The sequence below is a fragment of the Halioglobus japonicus genome, assembly GCF_001983995.1.
Classification (GTDB): domain Bacteria; phylum Pseudomonadota; class Gammaproteobacteria; order Pseudomonadales; family Halieaceae; genus Halioglobus; species Halioglobus japonicus.
Genome location: NZ_CP019450.1, coordinates 811,949 through 830,739 on the forward strand (window position 1 = coordinate 811,949; position 18,791 = coordinate 830,739).

Below are 18,791 nucleotides of genomic sequence, written 5' to 3' on the forward strand. Positions count from 1 at the left end.
GGGTCAGAAAATATCCTGTACCAGATCGTCCGTGCCCTGACTCCCGGGGCTCAGGCTGTCGCCGTCCTTGCCGCTGCTGGCAGGGACATGCTCCTGACGGAAGTACTCAAAGATTGCTTTGGGGTTTCGCGACCCTGCCAGCAGGCCCGTTTCCGGGTCGATTTTCACGTTGACGATACCCGGCGGTAGTCGGCGCTCCCGGTCTTCACTGTTTGCTAGCGCCAGGCGCATGTAATCAATCCAGATGGGCAGCGCGGCGGTACCGCCAAATTCGCGGCGTCCGAGGGGGGTGTAGTTGTCGAAACCTACCCATGTCGTCGTGGCCACATCCTGGTTGTAGCCTGAGAACCAGGCGTCCATGGGGCCATTGGTTGTGCCGGTCTTACCGGCGATGTCGCCCCGTTTCAGCACCAGGGCCCTGCGGCCGGTGCCCCGGGTAATCACGTCCTCGAGAATGCTGTTGAGGATGAAATTGACCCTCTCTTCCATCACCCGCGGGGCGATCGGCGCCCGGTCAGCCGGCGCGGATTCCTGTGCCAGGATTTGCTCCATGCTCAGTTCCTCCAAGGATGCTTCCGTTGATTCAGGCTGGTCGCAGTCCCGGCACACCGTCAACGGCTGTGCCTTGAAGACGGTTTCGCCGTGGAAATCATCGATGCGATCAATCAGGAAGGGTTCTACCTGATAACCGCCATTGGCAAGCATGGCATAGCCAGTGGCCACCTCCAGCGGGCTCATGGCGTGGGTGCCCAGCGCCAGCGACAGGTCGGGGGAAAAATCGGAGGTCTCGAACCCGTAGCGATCGACCGCCGCAATCAGCTCGCGCACGCCCAGTTGTTGCAGCAGGCGAATCGACACCAGATTGCGGGATTTGGTCAGGGCCCAGCGCAAGCGGGTCGGTCCGTGAAAAACGCCGCCATCGTTTTCCGGGCGCCAGATATCTTCCAGTGAGCTGTCTTCCAGAACCACCGGTGCGTCGTTGATGATGCTGGCAGCGGTAAAGCCTGCTTCCATTGCGGCACCGTAGAGGAAGGGCTTGAAGTTGGAGCCTGGCTGACGCTGGGCCTGGGTGGCACGGTTGAATTTGCTCAGCTCAAAGCCCATACCGCCAACAATACTCAGGATGGCGCCGTTATCTGGTGCCAGGGCGACGAGCGCAGCCTGGGCGGCGGGCACCTGTGTCAGTTGCCAGGGTGGCTGGAGTGGTGCTGGGGGTGTGTCTGTGTCGCCGGCTTCAGGGTCTGCTTCCTCTGTCGGCGGCTCGGGCAATTCGCCTTCTACCACTCGAATCAGGTCGCCGGGGGTAAACAGTTCGGCGGGATTCTCGGGTTTGGAGCCGCGCCGATCTTCGGTGAGATAGGGGCGCGCGTCTGACATGCCGTTTTCCCAGAACAGCTCGCCCAGGGAGCCATCCCGGAATAGCAGGCTCACTTTGTCATCGAGGACCTCGGTGATAATGGCCGGTGTCTGCCAGGCGATGACAGGGATATCTGCCAGCGCATTGAGCCAGTATTCAGTGGCATCGACCTCCGCCTCCTTGGGAAGTGGGAAGCGCTGTTCCGGGCCGCGATAACCGTGGCGTTCATCGTAGGTGACCAGGCCGTTAATTAGGGCGCTGCGTGCCGTCTGCTGCAGCTCGCTGCTGATGGTGGTGTAAACATGGTAGCCATCGTTGTAGGCGTCCATACCATAGCGGTCGAGCATCTCCTGACGGGCCATCTCGGCGGCGTAGTGGGCAGTAAAGCTCAACTGGGCGCCGTGCAGCGTGGCGCTGTCGATCTCGCTGCTGGCGGTATCGAACTGGGACTGGTCGATGTAGCCGAGGGTGAGCATGCGCCCCAGAATCCAGTCGCGCCGCTCTTTGCCCGCGGTGGGGCCGCTCACGGGGTTGTTCCGCGACGGCGCCTTGGGAATGCCCGCCAGCATGGCATGTTGGGCCAGACTCAGTTCGTCGATGCCCTTGCCGTAGTAAACCCTGGAGGCCGCCTCGAAACCGTAGGCCCGATGCCCCAGGAAGACCCGGTTGAAGTAAAGCTCGAATATCTCTTCTTTATTCAGGGCTCGCTCAATCTCGATCGCCAGCAGGATTTCGTTGAATTTGCGCATAAACGTCCTCTCCAGGGAGAGGAAGTAGTTGCGCGCGACCTGCATGGTCAGGGTACTGCCGCCTGAGCCCTTCTGGCCGGTGAGCACTAGTTCCGATACTGCCCGCCCCAGACCCATGAGATCGATGCCCTGGTGGCGGAAGAAGTTGTCGTCTTCCGCAGCGAGAAGTGCCTTGACGAACTGGTCGGGAATGTCGTCAAAAGGTAGCGGACTGCGCTTTTGTTCGCCGAACTGGCCGATCAGGTCGCCTTCGCGGGTGTAAACCCGCATCGGGGTCTGCAGTTTGACATCGCGCAGCGTTTCAACGTCAGGCAGGTTGGGGCTCAGGTATAAATAGATGCCGGCAAGCCCCCAGAGCCCGCCAAAGGCGCCGAGAAGGGTCATTCTCAGAAGAAAGTGGAGAAAGCTCATTTAATCTCTTTACAAAACAGGGGCTTGTTATATTTTTGTACGCAGGGGAGGGCATTCATTTGGTAATTATAGGCCTTTTTTTGGTTTGGATATAATTCCGACGATGTTATAACTACCAATTAATGTATCGGTGTATAAAAACATCCTAAGTTAGTGATACTGATAGGGAAAAAAGTTGCTTGGTCTAATAGGGAAAAGAAAGGCGACGCCGGTTCTGGGGCTTGATATCAGCTCGACAACGGTCAAGTTGCTTGAGTTGAGCTACTCAGGGAATCGCTACCGTGTAGAAAGCTACGCGGTAAGTTCGCTACCGCAGGACGCGGTCATCGAGAAGAATGTCAATGACGTTGACGGCGTAGCCAACGCCGTGCGCAACGTTGTTGCCCAGTCCAGAACCAAACTCAAAATTGCGGCTGCCGCCGTCTCCGGGTCGTCGGTCATCACCAAGATGATCGATATGCCCCAGGGGCTTAGTGAGGATGACATGGAGACCCAGCTGACGCTGGAGGCCGACCAGTACATCCCCTACCCCCTGGAAGAGGTGGCGATCGACTTCGAGGTGCAGGGCGATTCGCCCGAGCACCCCGGTCAGGTGGAAGTCTTGCTGGCGGCCTGTCGTCGTGAGACGATCGATGCCAGGGTAGACGCCCTTGACGGCGCGGACGTCACCGCCAAAATTGTCGATGTGGAAGCCTATGCGATGGAGCGGGCTTACTCGTTAATCAGCAGCCAGCTCGATCTGGATGGCGACGCCACGGTGGCGGTGGTCGATATCGGTGCCACCATGACCACGCTCAGTGTCTTGCACGGTGGCCAGACCATCTACACCCGCGAACAGCTTTTTGGCGGCAAGCAGCTGACTGATGAAATCATGCGCCGCTACGGCCTGCCCCTTGAAGAAGCGGGTCTTGCCAAGAAGCAGGGCGGTTTGCCCGACGATTACGAGCCTGAAGTGCTCGAGCCTTTCAAAGACGCGGTCGTTCAGCAGGTGGCCCGATCCCTGCAGTTTTTCTTCTCGTCCAGTCAGTACAACGACGTGGACTACATTATCCTCGCCGGCGGGGTCTCCTCCATGGAGGGGCTGCCCGAATTGGTCCAGGAAAAACTCGGCACGCCCACCCAGGTGGCGAATCCTTTCGCTGACATGTCAATTTCGTCCAAGGTAAACGCCGTGGCCCTGAGCAGCGATGCGCCGGCCATGATGATTGCCTGCGGCCTTGCCCTGCGGAGTTTTGACTGATGGCGAAGATTAACTTACTCCCGTGGCGCGACGAGCGCCGCGCTGAACTCAAGCGCGATTTTCTGGTGACGTTGGCATTGGTGGCCCTGTTTGGAGCCGGTGTGGTGTTGCTGGCTGATCGGGTGGTGAATAACCAGATCGATAACCAGAAAGCGCGCAATGCTTATCTGACTAAAAATATCAAGGAGTTGGATAAGCAGGTGGCTGAAATCCGTGAGTTGCAGAAACGTCGCAACGAGTTGATTGACCGCATGCGCGTTATTCAGGAGTTGCAGGGTACTCGACCACTGATTGTGCGGGTACTTGATCAGATCGTGCGCACTGTGCCAGACGGCGTTTTCTACACCAACCTGAACTCCAAGGGATCGCGGATCGCGATTAATGGCTTCGCTGAATCGAATAACCGGGTGTCCAGCCTTATGCGCCGCCTCGACGGCTCAGACTGGCTGACCAAGCCAAACCTGGACAAGGTGCAAGCGGCAACCCAGTATGGCGATCAAGCTAACCGTTTTAATCTGACGGTCGTGGTGCAGCCTCCCAAAACTGACAATACCGAAGGGGAGCAGTAATCATGGCGATCCAGGATACCATGCGTTCCCTGAACGAATTTGATATTAACGATCTCGATTTCGAGAATATCGGCAGTTGGCCCTTCGCGGTTAAATTTATCGTCTGGGTGGTAGTGCTCGCCGCGGTTATCGCTGGCGGTTATTACTATCACATCGAGGATTTGCAGAAGCGACTGGTCAAGGAAGAGAAGAAAGAGCAGACGCTGAAGAAGGACTTTGAGAAGAAAGCGTTTCAGGCTGCTAATCTCGATGCCTATCGCAAACAGCTTGCCGAGATGGAAGAGACGTTCGGTGCCCTGGTCAGCCAGCTGCCCAGCGACACCGAAGTTCCGGGTTTGCTCGAAGATATCACCAATAAGGGACTGCTGAATGGCCTGGCCATTCACAGTATTGACCTGAAGGCTGAGCGTGCTCGCGAGTTCTACGTCGAGCTGCCGATCGCCATCCACGCCTCTGGTTCTTACCATGACCTCGGGGCATTTGTGAGCGGGCTGGCGGCATTGCCGCGTATCGTCACGTTGCACGATTTCAATATCAGTATTCCCAAGCAAGGTAACGCCGATAATCTCAGTATGAGCATTACCGCCAAGACTTATCGCTATCGTGACGGGGGGGCCTAAGCTATGAAATCCCTGAAACGATACGCTGCATTTATTGCCCTGCCGCTGGTGCTCGCCGGCTGTAGCGGGCCCGATTTCTCCGATCTGGATGCCTTTATGGCGCAGAAGCGGGCGCGTCCCGGTGGCGTGATTGAGCCCATCCCGACGTTCAAGGCCTACGAGGCGTTTGGTTACAGTGCAACCACACTGCGCAGCCCGTTTGAGCGGCCTGTGGAAGTGCGGGACATTGCCCAGCTGCAGGCTGTGAGTGCGATCAAGCCTGATGAAAACCGGGCCAAGGAATTCCTGGAACAATTTACCTTCGACTCACTGCGTATGGTGGGCACCCTGGATGGGCGCGAAGCCAACTGGGTTTTGATTCGCGACCCGCAGGGCGGGGTGCATCGCGTGTCTATTGGTAATTATCTGGGACGTCATCACGGCAAGATCGTGGAAACCACCGACACCTATGTGGCCGTGGTCGAGATCGTGAGTGACGGCAGTGCAGACGGCTGGGTAGAACGGCCGCGATCAATTAAGTTATCCGGCATTTAAGCCGGGGCCATGGGTGACTGCCATGTCAATTAAAAAACAAATTCTGGGGACAAAGGCCGTGGGCAAAGGAAGAATGACAACAGGGAAATGGTTGCGACCGGTCGCAGGCGTCGTATTAGGCGCGTTTGCGATGGCCGTCCAGGCGGAGCCGATTATTCAGGACATCGAGTTCAGCTCGCGCCCGGGCAGCAAATTTGAGGTGCGACTGGATTTCAATGAGCCGCCCCCGAGGCCAAGGCTTACACCATTGAGAAGCCGGCGCGTATCGCCATGGATTTCCCCGGCGCGAGCTCTAAGCTGGAGCGCAAGCGCTACTCCCTGCCCTATGGTAATGCCACGGGTGTGGTGGTGCTGGAGTCCGGCGATCGCACCCGCATGGTGGTGAACCTGGTCAAGCTGGTGCCCTACGAGACGCGTGTTGAGGGCAACAGCATGTACCTGGTGGTTGGCCAGGACGGCGACGATTATCTCAAGCCTGCCTCCGATCCGAATCGATTGCCCACTGAGGTGACCCCGGTGGCTGATGTGGACTCAGAAATCAGCGATTTGCAATTCCAGCGTACGGCTGACGGCGAGGGCCGTCTGACCCTGGCGCTGACCGACCCTTCGGTGGACGTGAACGTGTTCAGCGAGGCGGGCGATATCAAGCTGCAGTTTGTCGACACCAATGTGCCCGAACGACTGATGCGCCGCTTTGATGTGACCGACTTTGCTACACCGGTGCAGAGTGTGGACGTCAATACCACTGAGCGCGGCGCGACGCTGACACTGAAGACGGCCGGTGATTTCGATTACCTGGCCTACCAGACGAACAACGAGTATGTGCTGAGTGTGAAGCCCCTGACCCTGAAAGAGGTTGAGGAGCGTCGCAACGAGTTCGCCTATGTGGGCGACCGGATCTCCCTGAACTTCCAGGATATTGAAGTGCGCGCGGTACTGCAGTTGATTGCCGACTTCACGGAAATGAACCTGGTGGCCAGTGACACGGTGCGCGGTCGTATTACCCTGCGTCTGCAGAATGTGCCCTGGGACCAGGCACTGGAGCTGGTGCTGAAGACCAAGGGCCTGGATAAGCGCATGATCGGCAATGTACTCATGGTGGCTCCGGCGGCTGAGATCGCCGAGCGCGAGCGCCAGGAGATTGAAGCGAATAAGCAGATCGCCGAACTTGCACCGCTCGTGTCCGAGTTTGTCCGCATCCGTTACGCCAAGGCCAGTGACGTTACCAAGTTGTTCCAGGCCGGCTCCGAAGAAGGCGGCAGCCTGATCTCGTCTCGCGGCTCGGTGGTTGTCGATGCGCGTACCAACTCACTGATCATTACCGATACTGCCAACAAGATGCAGGAGATTCGCGACCTGATTGAGCTGGTCGATATCCCGGTACGCCAGGTCATGATTGAGTCCCGTATTGTGATCGCCCAGTCCGACCTGACCCATAACCTGGGTATTGAGTGGGGCGGCGGCTACATCGAGCCTGACCTGAATGGCAATATTGGCTCGATCTCCGGTGATACGGCCAACGTGGCTGCGCTCAACCAGTCCATCATCAACGGTACGACGCCTAGTGTGTCCTACCCGGGTGCCCTGCTGGTTGACCTGGGTGTGGCCAGTACCAGTGGCTTTGCGGTGGGCTTCACCAGTGACGACCTGTTCCTGACAGCGGAGCTGTCAGCCCTGGAAGCGGCCGGTGAAGGTGAAGTGGTCTCCCAGCCGAAGGTTATTACCGGCGACAAGCAGCAGGCCAATATCAAGTCGGGTACCGAGATTCCCTACCAGGAAGCTTCTGCCTCCGGTGCGACATCGACTTCCTTTAAGGAAGCGGTACTGGAGCTGGATGTGACCCCAAGTATTACCCCGGACGATCGCATCATGCTCGACCTGGTGATCAAGCAGGATTCCGTGGGCGAGCTCGTGCCCTCCGGTCGCGGCGGTTTTATCCCCTCGATTGATACAACGGAACTGAACAGCCAGGTGCTGGTAGGCAATGGCGAGACGGTTGTGCTCGGCGGTGTCTTCAAGACCGAAGATCTGGAATCCGTGAACAAGGTGCCGTTCTTTGGAGACATTCCCTACGTGGGCGCGTTCTTCCGCAGCACCTCGATTTCCAAGACCAAGACAGAGACCCTGATCTTCATCACGCCGAAGATTCTCGCGGACACTCTGCTCGACTAATGCCCCTCAATCGCGTTTTCCTTGTCGGCCCCATGGGGGCCGGCAAGTCCACCATTGGCAAGTACCTCGCCGACCACCTCAAGCTCCAGTTTGCCGACACCGATACCGAGATTGAAGCGCGTACCGGCGCTGATATCCCGTGGATTTTTGACGTGGAAGGTGAGGAAGGCTTTCGCGATCGCGAGCAGCAGGTGGTGGAGGAAATGACTCTTTGGGACGATGTGGTGTTGGCCACTGGCGGTGGCGTGGTCATGCGGCCTGAAAACCGTCGGGCGCTGGGTGCCCGCGGCTATGTCATCTATCTCTATGCCTCACTCGATGAGCAGGTGCGCAGGACGCGCAAGGACCGCAAGCGCCCGTTGCTGCAAACCGGTGATCCGGAGCAGGTACTGCGCGACCTGTTTGCCATTCGCGATCCGTTTTACCGGGAAATCGCCGATCATGTCATTGAAACCGACGGTTGCAGTCCTCGCACGGTTGCCCAGCGCCTGGTCAAGCAGCTGGCTGGCAACTAGGCAGTGGCGCTCCGGGGCTTATCATGCTCCCCCGATTTTCAATTGAGGTTTTGCCGTGTCCTTGATTATGCACACGCTTCACGTCGACCTGGGTGAGCGTAGCTACCCTGTTTATATTGGTCGTGACCTGCTGTCCGACCCGGCACTGATGGGTCCGCATATCCATGGCAACCAGGTGGTGGTGGTGAGCAACGACACCGTGGCGCCGCTATTCATGGACAAGCTGCGCACTGCCGTGGGTGAGCGCAGCCTGGTGACCGAGGTTATTCTGCCCGATGGTGAGGCGTTCAAGACGCTGGAGACCTTGAACGGGATCTTCGATCACATCATGGCAGACCGCCACAGTCGCACCACGACATTGATTGCCCTCGGCGGCGGTGTGGTGGGTGATATTACCGGCTTTGCCGCGGCCTGCTATCAGCGGGGCGTGAACTTTATTCAGGTGCCCACCACCCTGCTGGCCCAGGTAGATTCCTCGGTGGGGGGCAAAACCGCCGTTAATCATCCCCAGGGCAAGAACATGATTGGCGCGTTCTACCAGCCCCAGGCGGTGCTGATTGATACCAATACGCTGCAGTCGCTGCCGCCGCGGGAGTTTGCTGCCGGGCTGGCGGAAGTGGTGAAGTACGGCCTGATTTGTGATGAGCCTTTTTATCGCTGGATTCAGGCCAATGCCGCCAAGTTGCTCGCGCGTGAAGAGGCGGCCCTGGCCGAGGCGATCGAGCGCAGCTGTGCATGCAAGGCTGCGGTGGTCGCCGCCGATGAGCGCGAAGGGGGTATTCGCGCTATTCTCAACCTTGGTCACACGTTTGGCCACGCCATAGAAACGGCTCAGGGTTACGGCAACTGGTTGCACGGCGAAGCCGTTGCCACGGGTATGCTGCTGGCGCTGGAAATGTCGGCCCGGCGCGGGTCAATCGCAGCTGCGGAGGTGGATGCGTTTCGCGAGCTGCTTGTGCAGATGAACCTGCCGGTAGCGCAGCCGGCAGATATGAGCCCGGCGCAATTTCTGGATTTGATGGGCCGCGACAAGAAAGTCGTCGACGGCAGGCTGCGGCTGGTGTTGTTGGCTGCCATCGGCGAGGCACAGATTGTCGACGATGCCGCAGAAGCTGAAATTCTCGCCCTGCTGGAGTCATTCCCGCGGGGAACCTGACGGTCAGTGGTGGAAGTTTGTCCACCACAGGCCATCTGTGTAAAATAACCACCCCCTTTTGCCCCGAGCTGAGTTTCATGGCTGGGGTTTCGGTGTAACTTGTTGTTTTCAATAGATATTCTGGACTGACTATGAACGCAGGCCTGTATAGACCTGAAGAGTTCCGCGACAACTGCGGCTTTGGTTTGATCGCCCACACCTCTGGCGAAGCCAGCCACCGCCTGCTGCAGACCGCAATTGAATCTCTGACCTGCATGACTCACCGCGGCGGTATTGCCGCAGATGGCAAGACAGGTGACGGTTGTGGCCTGTTGTTGCAAATGCCGCGTCAGTTCATGGCCACCCTGGCGCAGGAGTTGTTCGGCGCCACCCTCTCTGACATGTTTGCCGTGGGCCAGATCTTCCTGAGCCGCGACGCCGAGGCCGCCCAGGCCGCAAGAGCTGCCACAGAAGTCGCCCTGACTGATCAGGGCCTGACGGTGATTGGTTGGCGCGAAGTGCCCACCGATGACTCTGTGTGCGGTGAAATCGCGCTGGAGACCCTGCCCCGGATTGAGCAGGTGTTTATCGATGCGGCGGGCCTGACCGATGTCGAGCTGTCCACTAAGTTGTTTGTCGCCCGACGCAAGGCGGAAATGGCCTGCGAGCAGGACGAGGATTATTACATAGCCAGCCTGTCCGGGCGGGTGATTTCCTACAAAGGCCTGGTCATGCCGGTGGATCTGCCGAAGTTCTACCAGGACCTGGCGGACGAACGGCTCGAAACCGCCATCTGTGTGTTCCACCAGCGTTTTTCTACCAACACCATGCCTAAGTGGCCGTTGGCCCAGCCCTTCCGCCTGTTGGCGCATAACGGTGAAATCAACACCATTGAGGGTAACCGCAACTGGGCCGAGGCCCGCACCGCGTGTTTCGAGACCGAGCGTCTGCCCAATATCAAGGACATTGCGCCGCTGGTGAATCGCACCGGCTCCGACTCATCCAGTATGGATAACATGCTCGATGTGCTGCTCACCGGCGGTGTCGACATGGCCCGGGCCCTGCGCATGCTGATTCCGCCCGCGTGGCAGAACATGGAGTTGATGGATCCCGACCTCAAGGCATTCTACGAATACCACTCCATGCACATGGAGCCCTGGGATGGCCCCGCCGGACTGGTACTGACCGATGGTCGCTACGCCGTCTGTATGCTCGATCGCAACGGCCTGCGCCCGGCGCGCTGGGTCAAAACCAAAGACGGGTTTATTACTCTGGCTTCAGAGATCGGCACCTACGATTACAAGCCTGAAGACGTTGTCGCCAAGGGCCGGGTTGGCCCCGGGCAGATGATGATGGTCGACACACAGACCGGTGAGCTGCTGCAGACTGAGGACATTGATAATCGCCTCAAGAATGCCCAGCCCTACAAGCGCTGGTTGAAAGAGAAGGCCCAGCGCATCGAGGGGACCTTTGGCAGCGAGATGATTTCCGGGATTGAGCGCGCGCAGCTCGATGCCTACATGAAAATGTTCCAGGTGAGCTTTGAAGAGCGCGACCAGGTGCTGCGGCCGCTGGCGGAGTCCGGTAACGAGGCCGTGGGCTCCATGGGCGATGACACGCCCATGGCGGTGCTGTCCCGCAAAGAGCGCTCACTGTACGACTACTTCCGCCAGAAATTTGCCCAGGTGACCAACCCGCCGATCGATCCGCTGCGCGAAACGATTGTGATGTCACTGGAGACGGACCTGGGTGGCGAGAAAAACCTGTTCCACGAGGGGCCGGAGCACGCGGATCGGGTGATCCTGACCTCACCGGTGCTGTCCCAGGGTAAATTCACCACCCTGCTAAATCTCGACCGGCCCGGCTTCCAGCCGCGCAAAATCGACTGCACCTACAATCCCGACGAGATGAGTCTGGAGCAGGGTGTACGCCAGGTGATTGCCGAGGCAGAGAGCGCTGTGAATAGCGGCAGCACGATTCTGGTGTTGTCCGATCGCGAGATCGAAAAAGGTCGCCTGCCCATTCATAGCATGCTGACCACCGGCGCGGTGCACCACGCGCTAATCAAGCTGGGGCTGCGCGCGGAATGCAACATCGTGGTGGAGACTGCCAGTGCGCGGGATTCACATCAGATTGCGTGTCTGCTCGGCTTTGGCGCCACGGCTGTGTACCCATACCTCGCCTACAGTGTGCTCGAAGAGTTGATCCGCTGCGGTGAAGTGCTGGGCGAGCCCAGCATTTGCTACAAGAACTACCGCAAGGGCATTAACAAAGGTCTGCTGAAGATCATGTCCAAAATGGGCATTTCAGCGGTTAGCTCTTACCGGGGCGCCCAGCTGTTTGAGGCGGTTGGACTCGCCCGCGAAGTGGTTGACCTGTCATTCTGTGGTGTGGCCTCGCGTATTGAAGGCTCGGGTTTTTCTGAGTTGGAGGCGGAGCAACAGCTCCTCGCCAAGCGCGCCTGGACGCCGCGCAAGACGATCGAACAGGGCGGTCTGCTCAAGTATGTGCACGGCCAGGAATACCACGCCTACAACCCCGACGTGGTGATGTCCCTGCAGCAGGCGGTCGCCAGTGGCGACTATGCGGACTACCAGCGCTACGCCGCGCTGGTTAATGAGCGCCCCGTTGCCACGTTGCGCGATCTGCTGCGTCCGGTGGAGGGTGCAGGCATTGATATCAACGAGGTTGAGCCGGTGGAAAACATTCTGCCGCGCTTTGACTCGGCCGGCATGAGCCTGGGGGCGCTGAGCCCGGAGGCCCACGAGGCGCTGGCAGCGGCCATGAACCGCATGGGTGCGCGCTCCAACTCCGGTGAAGGCGGCGAAGATCCGATCCGCTATGGCACCGAGCGCATGTCCAAGATCAAGCAGATCGCCTCGGGCCGTTTTGGTGTGACGCCACACTACCTTGTGAATGCCGAAGTACTGCAGATCAAGGTGGCCCAGGGCGCGAAGCCAGGCGAGGGCGGTCAGCTCCCCGGCGGCAAGGTGAACGACCTGATTGCACGCCTGCGCTACTCCGTGCCCGGCGTTACCCTGATTTCTCCGCCGCCGCATCACGATATTTATTCGATTGAGGATCTGGCCCAGCTGATCTTTGACCTCAAGCAGGTTAACCCGGACGCGCTGGTGTCAGTGAAGCTGGTCTCCGAGCCCGGGGTGGGCACGATTGCCGCAGGCGTGGCCAAGGCCTACGCCGACCTCATTACCATTTCCGGATACGATGGCGGCACGGCAGCAAGCCCGTTGACCTCGATCCGCTATGCGGGCTCGCCCTTCGAGCTCGGCCTTGCCGAAGTGCAGCAAACCCTGCGCGGCAACAACCTGCGCGGCGCAATCCGCCTGCAGGCAGACGGTGGCCTCAAGACCGGCCTGGATGTGATCAAGGCCGCTATCCTCGGCGCTGAGAGCTTTGGTTTCGGCACCGGTCCCATGGTTGCCCTGGGTTGTAAGTACCTGCGTATCTGTCACCTGAACAACTGCGCCACCGGTGTCGCCACCCAGCACCAGAAGCTGCGTGACGACCACTTCAACGGCACGGTCGAAATGGTGATGAATTTCTTCACCTTTATTGCCATGGAGACCCGCGAGTGGCTGGCGCGCCTGGGTGTGCGCTCGCTCGAGGAGTTGATCGGACGCACTGATCTGCTCGAGGCCCTGCCGGGTGACACCGACAAACAGACCCGCCTCGACCTGGCGCCTATTCTGCACAAAGACGATGACGCTGCTGGACAGCCTGAGTTCTGCCAGGTGTCCTCTAACGATCCCTTCGACAAGGGTGAGAAGGCCGAGGAGATGGTCGCCGCGACGCTGGCAAACATTGAAGCCAACCAGGGCGGCGAGTTTGCGTTCGAGGTATGCAACTGCGACCGCTCCATTGGTGCGCGACTCTCCGGCGAAATTGCCAAGCGCTATGGCAATGAAGGTATGGAAGCCAATCCACTGGTGCTGCGCCTGACTGGTACCGCGGGCCAGAGCTTTGGTGTCTGGAACGCCGGCGGCCTGCACATGTACCTCGAAGGTGATTCCAACGACTATGTGGGCAAAGGTATGGCCGGCGGTAAGCTGGTGATCTACCCGCCCCGCGTCAGTGAATTCAAGTCACAGGAAACGTCGATTATCGGCAACACCTGCCTGTATGGAGCCACTGGCGGCCGCCTGTTCGCTGCCGGCATTGCCGGCGAGCGCTTTGCGGTGCGCAACTCCGGTGCCCACGCCGTCGTCGAAGGCGCGGGCGACCACTGCTGTGAATACATGACTGGCGGTAACGTCACCGTACTGGGCCCCACCGGGGTCAACTTCGGCGCTGGCATGACAGGCGGATTCGCCTACGTGCTGGATATGGATCGCACCTTTATCGACAAATACAACAGCGAGCTGGTGGAGATTCACCGGGTCAGCGCTGAGTATATGGAGCCCTATCGCAACCACCTGCGTGGCAATATTCGCGAGTTTGTTGAAGAAACAGGTTCGGAGTGGGGCACTCATTTGTTGGACAACTTTGAAGATTATGTTGGCAAGTTCTGGCTGGTTAAGCCCAAGGCAGCGGAGTTTGATGCTCTGCTGTCGCGCCTGCGTAACACCGACTAGTGGTAACGGATTATGAGTAATCGCCTGGCAAACAATTTCCAGTTTATCGATGTCGGTCGTAACGACCCCGACAAAAAAGCGCTGCAGTCGCGCAAGTCAGAGTACGTCGAAATCTACAACCCTTACTCCAAGGATCAGGTTGCCGAGCAATCGCATCGCTGCCTGGAGTGCGGTAACCCCTACTGTGAATGGAAGTGTCCGGTGCACAATTTCATTCCCAACTGGCTCAAGCTGGTATCCGAAGGCAACTTGTTTGAGGCGGCAGAGCTGTCGCACCAGACCAACACCCTCCCTGAGGTATGTGGTCGGGTATGCCCGCAGGATCGTCTGTGCGAAGGGGCATGCACACTTAACGACGGCTTTGGCGCTGTCACCATTGGTGCCTCTGAGAAATACATTACCGATACCGCACTCGCCATGGGCTGGCGTCCCGATCTTTCCGATGTGGTCGACACCGGGAAAAAGGTGGCCATTATCGGTGCTGGTCCGGCGGGACTGGGCTGTGCCGATATTCTGGCTCGCAATGGCGTGAAAGCGGTGGTGTTTGATCGCTATCCGGAAATTGGCGGTCTGCTGACCTTTGGTATTCCCGAGTTCAAGCTTGAGAAAGAAGTGATGGTGCGCCGTCGTGAGGTATTCGAGGGCATGGGTATTGAGTTCCGCCTCAATACCGAGATCGGTACCGACGTGCAGATCAGCGAGCTGCTGGAGCAGTATGACGCTGTGTTTATGGGCATGGGCACTTACACCTACATGAAAGGCGGCTTCCCCGGAGAAGATTTGCCCGGTGTCTATGAAGCACTGCCCTACCTGGTGGGCAACGTGAACCACAATTTGGGCTTCGAACAGGACTCCGACGCCTATATCAATCTGCGCGGCAAGCGTGTCATCGTACTCGGTGGTGGTGATACGGCCATGGACTGTGTGCGCACCGCGGTTCGCCAGGGCGCCGACAAAGTCATCTGTGCCTATCGTCGTGACGAAGAGAATATGCCCGGCTCGCGCCGCGAGGTGAAGAATGCCTGTGAAGAGGGCGTTGAGTTCCTGTACAACCGCCAACCGATTGAGGTGGTTGAGTACTTCGGCCAGGCCTGTGGCATTAAAGTGGTGACCACAGAGCTGGGCGAGGCAGATGCCGGTGGCCGCCGTCGCCCGCAGCCCATTGCCGGCTCTGAGGAAGTGCTCGAAGCGGATGCGGTTATCGTCGCCTTCGGCTTCCAGCCCAGCCCACCTGAATGGTTGGGTGATGTGAGCGTTGAACTCAACCACTGGCAGGGCGTGGTCGCTGAGGAAGAGCAGACCTTTAAGTTCCAGACTAGCAACCCGAAAATTTTTGCCGGTGGCGATATGGTTCGCGGCTCCGACCTGGTGGTGACTGCCATCTGGGAAGGTCGTCAGGCAGCTGAAGGCATTCTCGACTACCTGGACGTTTAAGGCGCCTATTCGCGCCAGCAGGACGCACTGATGACTGAACTTAAAAACGACCGTTTTCTGCGCGCACTGCTGCGCCAGCCGGTAGATCGCACCCCCATCTGGATGATGCGTCAGGCCGGTCGTTATCTGCCTGAATACCGCGCGACCCGCCAGCAGGCGGGCTCGTTTCTGGATTTGTGCAAAAACGCAGAGCTGGCATGTGAAGTGACCATGCAGCCCCTGCGCCGCTATCCCATGGATGCGGCCATTCTGTTTTCCGACATCCTCACCGTCCCCGATGCACTGGGCCTGGGCCTTTATTTTGAAGAGGGCGAAGGGCCGAAGTTTCACAAGACTGTGCGCAGCGAATCCGATCTGAATGGCCTGAATGCGATTACCGCCGCAGATGATCTCGGCTATGTCATGAATGCCGTGAGCACCATTCGGCAAGAGCTAAACGGCAAGGTCCCCTTGATCGGTTTTTCAGGCAGTCCCTGGACACTCGCGACTTACATGGTTGAAGGCGGCTCCTCCAAGGACTTCGCCAATGTGAAAGCCATGGCTTACGACAAGCCGGAGTTAATGCACGCGCTATTGTCGCTGCTGGCCGATGCCGTGGCCGACTATCTTGCAGCCCAGATTCGCGCGGGTGCACAGGCGGTGCAAATTTTCGATACCTGGGGTGGTAGCCTCAGTGCCGCTGCCTACAAAGAGTTCTCGCTCAAGTACATGCAGAGGGTGATTTCCCGCCTGCCCAGGGAGGCAGACGGCCGCAAGGTGCCGGTGATTGTATTTACCAAAGGCGGTGGTCAGTGGTTGAACACCATTGCTGAGTGCGGCGCCGACGGTGTCGGCATTGATTGGACAACGGATATCGCCATTGCCCGGGTGCTGGTGGGTGACAGAGTCGCACTGCAGGGCAATATGGACCCTGCCATGCTGCACGCATCTCCTGCGCGCATCCGCGAAGAAGTCGCGTCTATTCTGGCAGGCTTCGGCCATGGCACAGGCCATGTCTTCAACCTGGGGCACGGTATTACCCCGGGGATTAACCCTGACCACGTCACGGCGTTTGTCGACGCCGTGGTGGAGTTATCACCGCAGTACCACCTGGCGGACTAGCGCCGCCCTGATCCTGCGCGAGCGTGCCGCTGCTTGCTAGCAGTCGGCGTTTTCGTCGCAGCAGAAGTCGTGGTTCATATCCAGTGCCGGTGCATCGGTTGCCGGCCGTCCCACAATTTTGGCGGGCACACCGGCGACTGTGGTGTGCGGGGGCACTTCTTCCAACACCACGCTCCCCGCGCCGACTTTGGCGCCTTCACCGACCCTGATATTGCCCAGAATCTTGGCTCCAGCGCTAATCAGTACGCCGTTGCCAATCTTGGGGTGGCGATCGCCTTCATCCTTGCCGGTGCCGCCCAGGGTCACTGACTGCAGAATCGATACATCGTCGCCGACCACCGCTGTTTCACCGATGACCAGGCCGGTGGCATGGTCGAGCATAATGCCCCGTCCCAGCTTTGCGGCGGGGTGGATATCCACGCCGAACTTGACTGAAACCCGGTTCTGGAAGAACAGCGCCATCGACTCCCGACCGTTATTCCACAGCCAGTGGGCGATGCGCTGACTCTGCAGCGCGTGAAAGCCCTTGAAGTACAGAAAGGGCACGTAGAGTTCCTGGCTGGCGGAATCGCGGTCGACCACAGCAACGAGGTCGGCGCGCATGGCATCGCGAATACTCGCGTCGCGCTGCATCGCCTGCAGAATCACTTCCCGTAGCATCAGTGAAGACACCGTGGGGCTGTCCAGTTGATTGGCGAGGTGGAAGCTGAGCGCACACTCAAGCGTGTTGTGATTGAGAATAGTGGAATGCAGAAAACTCGCCAGCAGCGGTTCTTCCTGGGCGTGTTTCTCAGTCTCGGTGCGGATGCGATTCCAGACCGGATCGGCTTGTGTCGCAGTCATTGCGTTACCTCCAAGTGGACCGGGGACTTTAGCCCATTACGCGGGATTCGTCACGGCGCCAGTGTAGCGCCACAAGTTGTGCTGACTATCCCGGTACTTCTTCTCAAACAGGGTGAGCGCCGGTGCTTCCGGCACCTGCGCGATGCGGCCGTGCACGCCCGCCAGATGCATGGCGACGCCGAATTCCTCGACATAGTTCTGCCAGTTGGAGCGCAGCTCGATATGCCCCCCAGCGCCAATAGCCAGGGGAAGCTGGCGTGGCCGTGAATGCGTCGCTGCAGGTGTTTGCTTTTGGGCCAGGGGTTGGGATAGAGCAGGTAGTGGAAATCTGCACTGCGGCCGTCCGCCAGCAGCAATTGCCAGATGTCTTCGGCTTCCGCATGCAGAAAAATATAGTTGTCGCTGGTCCCTGGCACATGCTTCTGCAGGCGATGGCTCGACTGATCTATACCGACGACGAGGTGATCGGGGTGTTTGGCAGCGAGTTGTGTCGTGCTCATACCGGTGCCGCAGAAGGAATCAATCACCAGCGGCTGTGGCGTGGTGGTGAGTCGCTCAGTCAGGGTTTGGTAGGCAGTGTGTGAATGGGGCGCGACCGGTCGCTGGAACGCGTGCTGCAGGTGCCGTGTCACGGTTTGTGCGAGACGCGGGTGCAGGCCGCTCTGGTTGCTGGTGACCGGGCGCGAATATTCAGACTGAGGCACGATTAGTGGTTCCAAGATTGCTGTCAGCTGCTGGTGCTGCCATCATACCGGCCCACAATGAATGCTTCACTCTGATCCTTTCGTCCTATGCGTCAAGACCTGCGGCCGTGGTGGCTGAAAAAGCTCTATCTCCGATACCGTAACTGGTACGTCGATTATTTCCTGCGCCCCGAATGTGAGGCGCTCGGGCCTTACCATACGATTATGAAGCCATGGTATGTGAGGATTTCGGGCGACAACATCCGCATTGGCCGGTCCTTTACTGCGATAGGTGAACCGATGCACCAGGTGGAAATTGGCGTCTGGGGCCGGGCCCGGGCGAGGGCCGGGTTGAGATCGGCGATTGCGTGCTGATGAGTCCGGGCTCGCGCATCAGTGCTTCGGACGAAATTACTGTCGGCGATGGCACCATGTTCGCCAATGGGGTCTACGTGACTGATTCCGACTGGCACCAGATTTACGATCGGATGGAGCGCGATCCTCTGCCCACGCCTGTGCATATTGGCAGGAATGTCTGGCTGGGTGATCACGCCACAGTGCTCAAGGGCGTCACTATCGGCGAAAATTCCGTGGTGGCGGCACGGGCGGTGGTTACTCGGGATGTGCCGGCCAATGTGGTGGTCGCCGGCAACCCTGCCAAAGTGGTCAAGGAGCTGGATCCTGAACGCGGGTTTACCACCCGCATGGATTACTTCGCCAATCCGGCAGAGCTGGAGCGCTTCTTCGAGGGCGTCAATGCCCAGGTGCTGGCGGGGAACAGCTTGTGGCGCTGGATGTGGTCGGTGGTGTACCCCGCCTCCAAGCGGTTGCGCTGA

At 58.9% G+C, this 18,791-nt stretch carries 14 protein-coding genes and 1 pseudogene; 11 read left to right on the top strand and 4 right to left on the bottom strand.

Annotated features, from left to right (window positions below; all coding sequences use genetic code 11):
• Positions 1 to 3: 3 nt before the first annotated feature.
• Entirely contained in the window at positions 4 to 2,517 is a 2,514-nt protein-coding gene (locus BST95_RS03890; protein WP_084198239.1) for a penicillin-binding protein 1A, read from the bottom strand.
• A 175-nt stretch (positions 2,518 to 2,692) separates the two neighbouring features.
• On the opposite strand from BST95_RS03890, the gene BST95_RS03895 reads away from it, so the two are divergent.
• The 10 genes from BST95_RS03895 (at position 2,693) to hemE (ending at position 16,429) form a co-directional block, all read left to right on the top strand.
• Positions 2,693 to 3,757, top strand: a complete 1,065-nt coding sequence (locus BST95_RS03895; RefSeq protein WP_066057213.1) for a pilus assembly protein PilM — start codon at positions 2,693 to 2,695, stop codon at positions 3,755 to 3,757.
• Positions 3,757 to 4,326: a PilN domain-containing protein gene (locus BST95_RS03900; RefSeq protein WP_084198240.1), complete on the top strand. Its 570-nt coding sequence runs from the start codon at positions 3,757 to 3,759 to the stop codon at positions 4,324 to 4,326. Before BST95_RS03895 ends, BST95_RS03900 begins: the two co-directional genes overlap by 1 nt.
• A 2-nt stretch (positions 4,327 to 4,328) precedes the next feature.
• Positions 4,329 to 4,946, top strand: coding sequence for a type IV pilus inner membrane component PilO (locus BST95_RS03905; protein ID WP_084198241.1), 618 nt, complete (start codon positions 4,329 to 4,331; stop codon positions 4,944 to 4,946).
• A 3-nt stretch (positions 4,947 to 4,949) separates the two neighbouring features.
• Positions 4,950 to 5,480: a pilus assembly protein PilP gene (locus BST95_RS03910; protein ID WP_084198242.1), complete on the top strand. Its 531-nt coding sequence runs from the start codon at positions 4,950 to 4,952 to the stop codon at positions 5,478 to 5,480.
• A 270-nt stretch (positions 5,481 to 5,750) separates the two neighbouring features.
• Positions 5,751 to 7,652 (top strand): type IV pilus secretin PilQ, encoded by a 1,902-nt coding sequence (locus BST95_RS03915; RefSeq protein ID WP_338073403.1) that lies wholly within the window; start codon positions 5,751 to 5,753, stop codon positions 7,650 to 7,652.
• The gene (gene aroK / locus BST95_RS03920) at positions 7,652 to 8,167 is read left to right on the top strand and encodes a shikimate kinase AroK (protein ID WP_082850170.1); all 516 of its coding nucleotides are present in this window, start codon (positions 7,652 to 7,654) and stop codon (positions 8,165 to 8,167) included. The genes BST95_RS03915 and aroK overlap by 1 nt, the downstream gene beginning before the upstream one ends.
• Before the next feature lie 67 nt (positions 8,168 to 8,234).
• Entirely contained in the window at positions 8,235 to 9,323 is a 1,089-nt protein-coding gene (gene aroB, locus BST95_RS03925; protein WP_084201037.1) for a 3-dehydroquinate synthase, read from the top strand.
• Between the two features lie 131 nt (positions 9,324 to 9,454).
• A complete protein-coding gene (gene gltB / locus BST95_RS03930) occupies positions 9,455 to 13,894 on the top strand; it encodes a glutamate synthase large subunit (protein WP_084198243.1) in 4,440 nt (1,479 codons plus the stop codon).
• Positions 13,895 to 13,906: 12 nt separating this feature from the next.
• Positions 13,907 to 15,328, top strand: a complete 1,422-nt coding sequence (locus BST95_RS03935) for an FAD-dependent oxidoreductase (protein WP_084198244.1) — start codon at positions 13,907 to 13,909, stop codon at positions 15,326 to 15,328.
• 30 nt (positions 15,329 to 15,358) lie between these two features.
• On the top strand, positions 15,359 to 16,429 hold the full coding sequence (gene hemE, locus BST95_RS03940; protein ID WP_084198245.1) for a uroporphyrinogen decarboxylase: 1,071 nt from the start codon (positions 15,359 to 15,361) through the stop codon (positions 16,427 to 16,429).
• Between the two features lie 36 nt (positions 16,430 to 16,465).
• Here hemE and cysE read toward each other — a convergent pair whose 3' ends face one another.
• The 3 genes and pseudogenes from cysE to BST95_RS20315 form a co-directional block, all read right to left on the bottom strand.
• Positions 16,466 to 17,272: a serine O-acetyltransferase gene (gene cysE, locus BST95_RS03945; RefSeq protein ID WP_084198246.1), complete on the bottom strand. Its 807-nt coding sequence runs from the start codon at positions 17,270 to 17,272 to the stop codon at positions 16,466 to 16,468.
• A gap of 36 nt (positions 17,273 to 17,308) precedes the next feature.
• The gene (locus BST95_RS20840; protein WP_276205943.1) at positions 17,309 to 17,443 is read right to left on the bottom strand and encodes a hypothetical protein; all 135 of its coding nucleotides are present in this window, start codon (positions 17,441 to 17,443) and stop codon (positions 17,309 to 17,311) included.
• A gap of 152 nt (positions 17,444 to 17,595) precedes the next feature.
• Positions 17,596 to 17,772: pseudogene (locus BST95_RS20315) on the bottom strand (SAM-dependent methyltransferase); the annotation flags it as partial.
• Positions 17,773 to 18,329: 557 nt separating this feature from the next.
• Here BST95_RS20315 and BST95_RS21095 point away from each other — a divergent pair.
• Positions 18,330 to 18,791, top strand: a complete 462-nt coding sequence (locus tag BST95_RS21095) for an acyltransferase (protein ID WP_338073404.1) — start codon at positions 18,330 to 18,332, stop codon at positions 18,789 to 18,791.